Annotated in this window: 7 protein-coding genes and 1 pseudogene; all 8 read left to right on the top strand. The window is 45.8% G+C overall.

Annotated elements, in window-relative coordinates; translation table 11 throughout:
- Positions 1–71: pseudogene (locus R7093_RS23225) on the top strand (elongation factor Tu); the annotation flags it as partial.
- A gap of 266 nt (positions 72–337) precedes the next feature.
- Positions 338–718, top strand: a complete 381-nt coding sequence (gene secE, locus R7093_RS23220) for a preprotein translocase subunit SecE (RefSeq protein WP_005384680.1) — start codon at positions 338–340, stop codon at positions 716–718.
- 13 nt (positions 719–731) lie between these two features.
- Complete coding sequence (gene nusG, locus R7093_RS23215; protein ID WP_005384681.1) at positions 732–1280, top strand: transcription termination/antitermination protein NusG; 549 nt, start codon at positions 732–734, stop codon at positions 1278–1280.
- Between the two features lie 164 nt (positions 1281–1444).
- Positions 1445–1873 carry a 50S ribosomal protein L11 gene (rplK, locus tag R7093_RS23210; RefSeq protein ID WP_005384682.1) on the top strand — a complete coding sequence of 143 codons (429 nt, stop codon included), beginning with the start codon at positions 1445–1447 and terminating at the stop codon, positions 1871–1873.
- 4 nt (positions 1874–1877) lie between these two features.
- On the top strand, positions 1878–2579 hold the full coding sequence (gene rplA / locus R7093_RS23205; protein ID WP_005384683.1) for a 50S ribosomal protein L1: 702 nt from the start codon (positions 1878–1880) through the stop codon (positions 2577–2579).
- A 293-nt stretch (positions 2580–2872) separates the two neighbouring features.
- Entirely contained in the window at positions 2873–3367 is a 495-nt protein-coding gene (gene rplJ / locus R7093_RS23200; RefSeq protein ID WP_005382538.1) for a 50S ribosomal protein L10, read from the top strand.
- A 57-nt stretch (positions 3368–3424) separates the two neighbouring features.
- The gene (gene rplL / locus R7093_RS23195; RefSeq protein WP_005382540.1) at positions 3425–3793 is read left to right on the top strand and encodes a 50S ribosomal protein L7/L12; all 369 of its coding nucleotides are present in this window, start codon (positions 3425–3427) and stop codon (positions 3791–3793) included.
- A 252-nt stretch (positions 3794–4045) separates the two neighbouring features.
- Positions 4046–8074, top strand: a complete 4029-nt coding sequence (gene rpoB, locus R7093_RS23190) for a DNA-directed RNA polymerase subunit beta (RefSeq protein ID WP_005384685.1) — start codon at positions 4046–4048, stop codon at positions 8072–8074.
- Positions 8075–8146 lie beyond the last annotated feature (72 nt).

Genomic DNA, 8146 nt, shown 5'->3' with positions numbered 1-8146 from the left:
GTCTACGTTTCGCGATCCGTGAAGGTGGCCGTACAGTAGGTGCTGGTGTTGTTGCTAAGATCTTCGACTAATTCATAGCGAATTAGCGATGCTTTCGGAAAATCTTGAATTAGATTTGACGAACCAGTAGCAAAAAGGGCATCATTTGATGCCCTTTTTCTGCACTCAACATTATTTTTGCTGTTTTCTTGTTCAGAAGTGGGTTGGGCGCAGAGCAAGATTAAGCAAAGAGGCTTAATCTTAAGAAGAGTACGCTGATTTTTTCAGCGATATGGAGTTTGCCCTGCAACAGCGGGGTTGTTGTCGTCTATATTAAGACTTGTAACAGGTTGGTTTTATGAAAGCAAATAATGCTGAAACTCCTGATAGCTCAAACGCAGCAGATACGTTTAAGTGGGTAGCCGCTTTCGTATTGGCAGCTGCCGCTGTTGTGGGTAATTACCTGTATGGTGAAATGTCTGTAGTGGTTCGTGCTGCAGGCGTTGTTGTTCTTATTGCAGCTGCCTTAGGCGTTGCAGCAACAACGACTAAAGGTAAAGCAGCGATCAGTTTTGCAAAAGAATCTCGTATGGAAGTACGTAAAGTTGTTTGGCCTACTCGCCAAGAAACCATGCAAACAACACTGATCGTTTTAGCTGTAAGTATTGTAATGGCTCTAGTGCTATGGGGTATTGACGGAATTATGGTTCGTCTAGTAGCTCTAGCAACTGGGGTATAGAGGGTTTTTATTCATGAGTGAAGCTCCAAAAAAACGCTGGTATGTGGTTCAAGCCTTCTCTGGATTTGAAGGTCGTGTAGCTCAATCTCTGCGCGAGCATATCAAAATGCACGGCATGGAAGAGCTATTCGGTGAAGTACTGGTTCCTACTGAAGAAGTAGTGGAAATGCGCGCGGGTCAGCGTCGCAAATCTGAGCGTAAGTTCTTCCCAGGTTACGTCCTTGTTCAGATGATTATGAACGATGAATCATGGCACCTAGTACGCAGTGTGCCGCGTGTCATGGGCTTCATTGGTGGTACCTCAGACCGTCCGGCACCTATCACGGATAAAGAGGCTGACGCGATTCTTAATCGTCTTGAGAAAGCGAGTGAAGCGCCTCGTCCGCGTACAATGTACGAAGCGGGTGAAGTGGTACGTGTTAACGAAGGTCCATTTGCTGACTTCAACGGTACTGTTGAAGAAGTGGATTACGAGAAGAGCCGCCTGAAAGTGTCTGTATCGATCTTTGGTCGTGCGACACCAGTTGAGCTTGAATTTGGTCAGGTTGAAAAGCTGGACTAAGACTCTTCGTCAAAGAGTATAAAAAATCACCTTTTTAGGGTTGTATAAGGCGCGGATTATGACTATAATTTCGCGCCTTTTTACTTCAAGTGAAGTAAAAAGTTTCTTACACAAACGGGGAGCTGATCCGCGATTAGCGTTTGTACCCAAACTTAGGAATTATCATGGCTAAGAAAGTTGAAGCTTACATCAAGCTACAAGTTGCTGCTGGTATGGCTAACCCTAGTCCACCAGTAGGTCCTGCACTAGGTCAACACGGTGTGAACATCATGGAATTCTGTAAAGCGTTCAACGCAAAAACAGAATCTATTGAGAAAGGTCTACCAACTCCAGTAGTTATCACAGTATACAGCGACCGTTCTTTCACGTTCGTAACTAAGACTCCACCTGCTGCTGTTCTTCTTAAGAAAGCTGCTGGCGTTAAGTCTGGTTCAGGTCGTCCAAACACTGAAAAAGTTGGTACTGTAACTGACGCTCAAATCCAAGAAATCGCAGAAACTAAAGCTGCTGATATGACTGGTGCTGACATCGAAGCGATGAAGCGTTCTATCGCTGGTACTGCTCGTTCAATGGGCCTAGTGGTAGAGGGTTAATAAGATGGCAAAACTAACTAAGCGCATGCGCGTAATCCGCGAAAAAGTTGACGTAACTAAAGAATACGAAATCAACGAAGCTGTTGCTCTTCTTCAAGAACTAGCGACTGCTAAATTCGTTGAGTCTGTAGACGTTGCTGTTAACCTAGGCATTGATGCTCGTAAATCTGACCAGAACGTACGTGGTGCAACTGTACTACCTCACGGTACTGGCCGCGAAATCCGCGTTGCAGTGTTCACTCAAGGTGCTAACGCTGAAGCAGCTAAAGAAGCTGGCGCAGACATCGTAGGTATGGAAGATCTTGCTGAGCAAGTTAAGAAAGGCGAAATGAACTTTGACGTAGTTGTTGCTTCTCCAGATGCAATGCGCGTTGTAGGTCAACTAGGTACTATCCTAGGTCCTCGCGGTCTTATGCCAAACCCTAAAGTTGGTACTGTAACTCCTAACGTTGCTGAAGCAGTTAAAAACGCTAAAGCTGGTCAGGTTCGTTACCGTAACGACAAAAACGGCATCATCCACACTACTATCGGTAAAGCAAACTTCTCTGCTGAGCAGATCAAAGAGAACCTAGAAGCACTTCTAGTTGCTCTGAAGAAAGCTAAGCCATCTTCAGCGAAAGGTACTTTCCTGAAGAAAGTAAGCATCTCTACTACTATGGGTGCTGGTGTTGCTGTTGATCAGGCTAGCCTGAACACTCAAGCATAATTTATTTGCTTAGGCGCAAAATTAGTGTATAATTTTGCGCCTAATATTTGTGGTTGGGGCTGAACTTTGGTTCTTTGAACTGTCTCCTAGTTCGAAATGAATTAAGACCCAGTCTCCGTCCAAGACCGTAGGTGTTTGTGTAAAAGCAAACTTAATTATCCTACGTAGATGGTGCCCGAACTGACAGAAAGCTCTATGTAATATAGTTAACTTTCTTCTGGGGAAGCACCTCAATAGCTCTCACTGTCGTGATGATAGTGAGTGGTGTAACGACAACCAGGAGTAAATCCAAGATGGCTTTAAACCTTCAAGACAAAAAAGCAATTGTTGCTGAAGTCAACGAAGCTGCCAGTGGTGCACTTTCTGCAGTTGTAGCTGATTCTCGTGGCGTTCAAGTTGGCGCGATGACTTCTCTACGTAAACAAGCTCGTGAAGCTGGCGTTTACATGAGAGTTGTTCGTAACACTCTTGCTCGTCGTGCGGTTGAAGGTACTGAGTACGAGTGTCTAACTGACACTTTCACTGGTCCTACTCTAATCGCATTCTCTAATGAGCACCCAGGTGCTGCAGCGCGTCTTTTCAAAGACTTCGCTAAAGAGAACAAAGATTTCGAGATCAAAGCTGCTGCATTTGAAGGCGCTTTAACTGACGCTGAAGTACTAGCAACACTACCAACTTACGACGAAGCAATTGCACGCCTAATGATGTGCATGAAAGAAGCTTCGGCTGGCAAGCTGGCGCGTACTATCGCAGCTATCCGCGATCAAAAACAAGAAGCAGCGGCATAAGCCTTGCTTTTTACTGGTTGCTTAATAAACTTATTGTTGACTTAAAAGAGAATTGTTATGTCTATTACTAACGAGCAAATCCTAGACGCAGTTGCAGAAATGTCTGTAATGCAAGTTGTTGAACTAATCGAAGCAATGGAAGAGAAATTCGGTGTTTCTGCTGCTGCTGCTGTTGTAGCTGGCGGCGCTGCTGCAGGCGAAGCTGCTGCTGAGCAAACTGAATTCGACGTAATCCTAGAAGCTGCTGGCGGTAACAAAGTTGCTGTAATCAAAGCAGTACGTGGCGCAACTGGCCTAGGTCTTAAAGAAGCTAAAGCTCTAGTAGACGGCGCTCCAGCACCTCTTAAAGAAGGTGTTGAGAAAGCAGAAGCTGAAGCTCTTAAAGCTCAGCTAGAAGAAGCTGGTGCAACTGTTGCTGTTAAGTAATTATTGCATAGTTTCTTAGCCTAACGGCTAATTGGCTGGTGGTTTTTTAACCACCGGCCTTTTTGCGCTGTAGGGTATAGGCGAATTTTCCCGCTGTTTAAGCGCCTGATATCCATGCAAAAAACATTTCATTCTTACGAAATGAAATGTCACTACAGTAAACAGCTATATTAGTCACTGTCCCTTACCCCCCTTAAGTAACTAGGAGCGGGCGGACAGTTTGGGTCACTTATCAGCGAGCTGAGGAACCCCATGGTTTACTCTTATACCGAGAAAAAGCGCATCCGTAAGGACTTTGGTACTCGTCCACAAGTTTTGGACATTCCATACCTGCTATCGATCCAGCTCGATTCGTTCGACAAATTTATCGAACAGGATCCTGAAGGTCAATACGGTCTTGAAGCCGCTTTCCGTTCTGTATTCCCGATTCAGAGCTACAACGGCAATTCTGAGCTGCAATACGTTAGCTACCGTCTTGGTGAGCCAGTTTTTGACGTTAAAGAATGTCAAATCCGCGGTGTAACTTACTCAAAGCCACTACGTGTAAAACTACGCCTAGTTATCTTTGATAAAGACGCGCCAGCAGGTACTGTAAAAGACATTAAAGAACAAGAAGTCTACATGGGTGAAATTCCACTCATGACAGACAATGGTACCTTCGTAATCAACGGTACCGAGAGGGTTATCGTATCCCAGCTGCACCGAAGCCCAGGCGTGTTCTTCGACAGCGATAAGGGTAAGACCCACTCTTCAGGTAAAGTTTTATACAACGCACGTGTTATTCCTTACCGTGGTTCATGGCTTGATTTCGAGTTTGATCCTAAGGATAACTTGTACGTTCGTATCGACCGCCGTCGTAAGCTACCAGCATCGATCATCCTTCGAGCACTAGGTAAGTCGACAGAAGAAATCCTAGATATCTTCTTCGAGAAAGTGAACTTCGAAGTGAAAGACCAAACTCTATTGATGGAGTTGGTTCCTGATCGTCTACGTGGTGAAACTGCGTCATTCGACATCGAAGCAAATGGTAAAGTTTACGTTGAGCAGGGTCGTCGCGTAACAGCTCGTCATATCCGCCAACTAGAAAAAGATGGCGTTGATCACATCGAAGTACCAGTTGAGTACATCGTTGGTAAAGTTGCATCTAAAGATTACATCAATGAAGCAACTGGCGAGATCATTGTTAACGCTAACCAGGAAATCAGCCTGGAAGCATTAGCGAACCTATCTCAGGCAGGCCACAAAGCGCTAGAAGTTCTATTTACGAACGATCTAGACCACGGTCCATTCATGTCAGAAACATTACGTATCGACAGCACGGTTGATCGTATTTCTGCATTGGTAGAAATCTACCGCATGATGCGCCCTGGTGAGCCGCCAACAAAAGAAGCTGCAGAAGCTCTATTCGAAAGCCTATTCTTCTCTGAAGAGCGTTACGATCTATCGACTGTTGGTCGTATGAAGTTCAACAGCTCTATCGGCCGTGAAGATGCTCAAGAGCAAGGCACACTTGATGAAACTGATATCATCGAAGTGATGAAGAAGCTGATCGCGATCCGTAACGGTAAGGGCGAAGTGGACGATATCGACCACCTAGGCAACCGTCGTATCCGTTCTGTAGGCGAAATGGCTGAGAACCAGTTCCGTGTAGGTCTAGTACGTGTTGAGCGTGCAGTTAAAGAGCGTCTAAGCCTAGGCGATCTTGACGCAATCATGCCTCAAGACTTGATCAACGCGAAGCCAATTTCTGCGGCAGTTAAAGAATTCTTTGGCTCTTCACAGCTTTCACAGTTCATGGACCAAAACAACCCGCTATCAGAAGTAACGCACAAGCGTCGTATTTCTGCGTTGGGTCCTGGCGGTCTAACTCGTGAACGTGCTGGCTTCGAAGTACGTGACGTACACGTAACTCACTACGGTCGTCTATGTCCTATCGAAACGCCTGAAGGTCCAAACATCGGTCTGATCAACTCTCTATCTGCGTTTGCGCGTTGTAACGAGTACGGTTTCCTAGAGACACCATACCGTCGCGTTGTAGATGGCGTAGTAACAGACGAAGTAGATTACCTATCTGCAATCGAAGAAGGCCAATTCGTTATCGCACAGGCGAACGCTAAGCTAAACGAAGATGGTACTTTTGCAGATGAGCTGATCACAGCTCGTCAGAAAGGTGAATCTGGTCTACACCCTCGTGAGCACGCTCAGTACATGGACGTTGCGACAAACCAGGTTGTATCTATCGCTGCATCGCTTATCCCGTTCCTAGAACACGATGATGCGAACCGTGCATTGATGGGTGCGAACATGCAACGTCAGGCAGTTCCAACACTGAAAGCTGACAAACCGCTTGTTGGTACTGGTATTGAACGTAACGTAGCCGTTGACTCAGGTGTAACTGCAGTTGCTAAACGTGGTGGTGTAATCCAGTCAGTAGATGCTTCTCGTATCGTTGTTAAAGTTAACGAAGAAGAGCTAGTACCAGGTGAAGCTGGTATCGACATCTACAACCTGACTAAATACACACGTTCTAACCAGAACACATGTATTAACCAGCGCCCATGTGTGATGCCAGGTGAGCCTGTATCACGCGGTGACGTTCTTGCTGATGGTCCTTCAACAGACCTTGGTGAACTAGCGCTTGGTCAAAACATGCGTATCGCGTTCATGCCTTGGAACGGTTACAACTTCGAAGACTCGATCTTAGTATCTGAGCGCGTAGTTCAAGAAGACCGTTTCACGACTATCCACATCCAAGAACTGACTTGTGTGGCGCGTGATACTAAGCTTGGTTCTGAAGAGATCACAGCGGATATTCCAAACGTAGGTGAGTCTGCTCTGTCTAAACTAGACGAGTCAGGTATCGTTTACATCGGTGCTGAAGTTAAGGGTGGCGACATCCTAGTTGGTAAAGTTACACCTAAAGGTGAAACTCAGCTAACGCCTGAAGAGAAGCTACTACGTGCAATCTTCGGAGAAAAAGCATCTGACGTTAAAGATACTTCACTACGTGTACCTAACTCTGTATCAGGTACGATCATCGACGTTCAAGTCTTTACTCGCGATGGCGTAGAGAAAGACAAGCGTGCGCTTGAAATCGAACAGATGCAGCTTAAAGAAGCGAAGAAAGACCTAACTGAAGAATTCCAGATTCTTGAGGGCGGCCTTCTAAACCGTGTTAAAGCTGTATTGATTGAAGGCGGTTACTCTGAAGCGAAACTAGACACAACTGATCGTAAGAAGTGGCTAGAACTAACGCTAGAAGATGACGCACTACAAACTCAGCTTGAGCAACTTGCTGAGCAGTGGGATGAGCTAAAAGCCGACTTTGATAAGAAGTTCGAAACTAAGCGTCGTAAGATCACTCAAGGTGATGATTTAGCACCTGGTGTACTGAAGATCGTTAAGGTTTACCTAGCGGTTAAACGTCGCATTCAGCCTGGTGATAAGATGGCGGGTCGTCACGGTAACAAGGGTGTAATCTCTAAGATCAACCCTGTTGAAGACATGCCATACGATGAGAAAGGTCAGCCTGTAGACATCGTACTTAACCCACTGGGTGTACCTTCGCGTATGAACATCGGTCAGATCCTAGAAGTACACTTAGGTCTGGCAGCGAAAGGTATCGGTGACAAGATCAACCAGATGGTTAAAGAGCAGCAAGAACTAGCGAAATTCCGCGAGTTCCTACAAAAAGTTTACGATCTAGGCGACACTCGCCAGAAAGTAGACATTGCTTCTCTATCTGATGATGAAGTACGTACTCTGATCAAGAACTTGCGTGGCGGTCTACCAATCGCGACTCCTGTATTTGATGGCGCTCCAGAAGAGTCAATCAAAGCACTTCTTGAGCTAGCAGATCTACCAACATCAGGTCAGTTAACACTGTTTGATGGTCGCACAGGTGATGCGTTTGAGCGTCCTGTAACTGTTGGTTACATGTACATGCTGAAACTGAACCACCTTGTTGATGACAAGATGCACGCTCGTTCAACTGGTTCGTACAGCCTAGTAACTCAGCAACCACTAGGTGGTAAAGCTCAGTTCGGTGGTCAGCGTTTCGGTGAGATGGAAGTATGGGCACTAGAAGCATACGGTGCTGCTTACACGCTACAAGAAATGCTAACGGTTAAGTCGGATGACGTTAACGGCCGTACTAAGATGTACAAGAACATCGTAGACGGTAACCACAGCATGGAACCTGGCATGCCAGAATCGTTCAACGTACTGTTGAAAGAGATCCGCTCGCTAGGTATCAACATCGAGCTAGAAGACGAAGAGTAATCCTTTTCTCTCTTGATGAAAGTCGAGAGAATCAAAGCGATTATTTGGAAGAAGGTGCTCACTTTAGCGAGT

It is taken from the genome of Vibrio sp. 1580 (genome assembly GCF_033340055.1).
The sequence above is the reverse complement of the archived record's forward strand: the minus strand, read 5'-3'. Positions and strand labels throughout refer to the sequence as shown.

Bases quoted from the DNA above. Each gene is read 5' to 3' on its own strand.
- secE (WP_005384680.1), top strand. From the start codon at position 338: ATGAAAGCAAATAATGCTGAAACTCCTGATAGCTCAAACGCAGCAGAT.
- nusG (WP_005384681.1), top strand. From the start codon at position 732: ATGAGTGAAGCTCCAAAAAAACGCTGGTATGTGGTTCAAGCCTTCTCT.
- rplK (WP_005384682.1), top strand. From the start codon at position 1,445: ATGGCTAAGAAAGTTGAAGCTTACATCAAGCTACAAGTTGCTGCTGGT.
- rplA (WP_005384683.1), top strand. From the start codon at position 1,878: ATGGCAAAACTAACTAAGCGCATGCGCGTAATCCGCGAAAAAGTTGAC.
- rplJ (WP_005382538.1), top strand. From the start codon at position 2,873: ATGGCTTTAAACCTTCAAGACAAAAAAGCAATTGTTGCTGAAGTCAAC.
- rplL (WP_005382540.1), top strand. From the start codon at position 3,425: ATGTCTATTACTAACGAGCAAATCCTAGACGCAGTTGCAGAAATGTCT.
- rpoB (WP_005384685.1), top strand. From the start codon at position 4,046: ATGGTTTACTCTTATACCGAGAAAAAGCGCATCCGTAAGGACTTTGGT.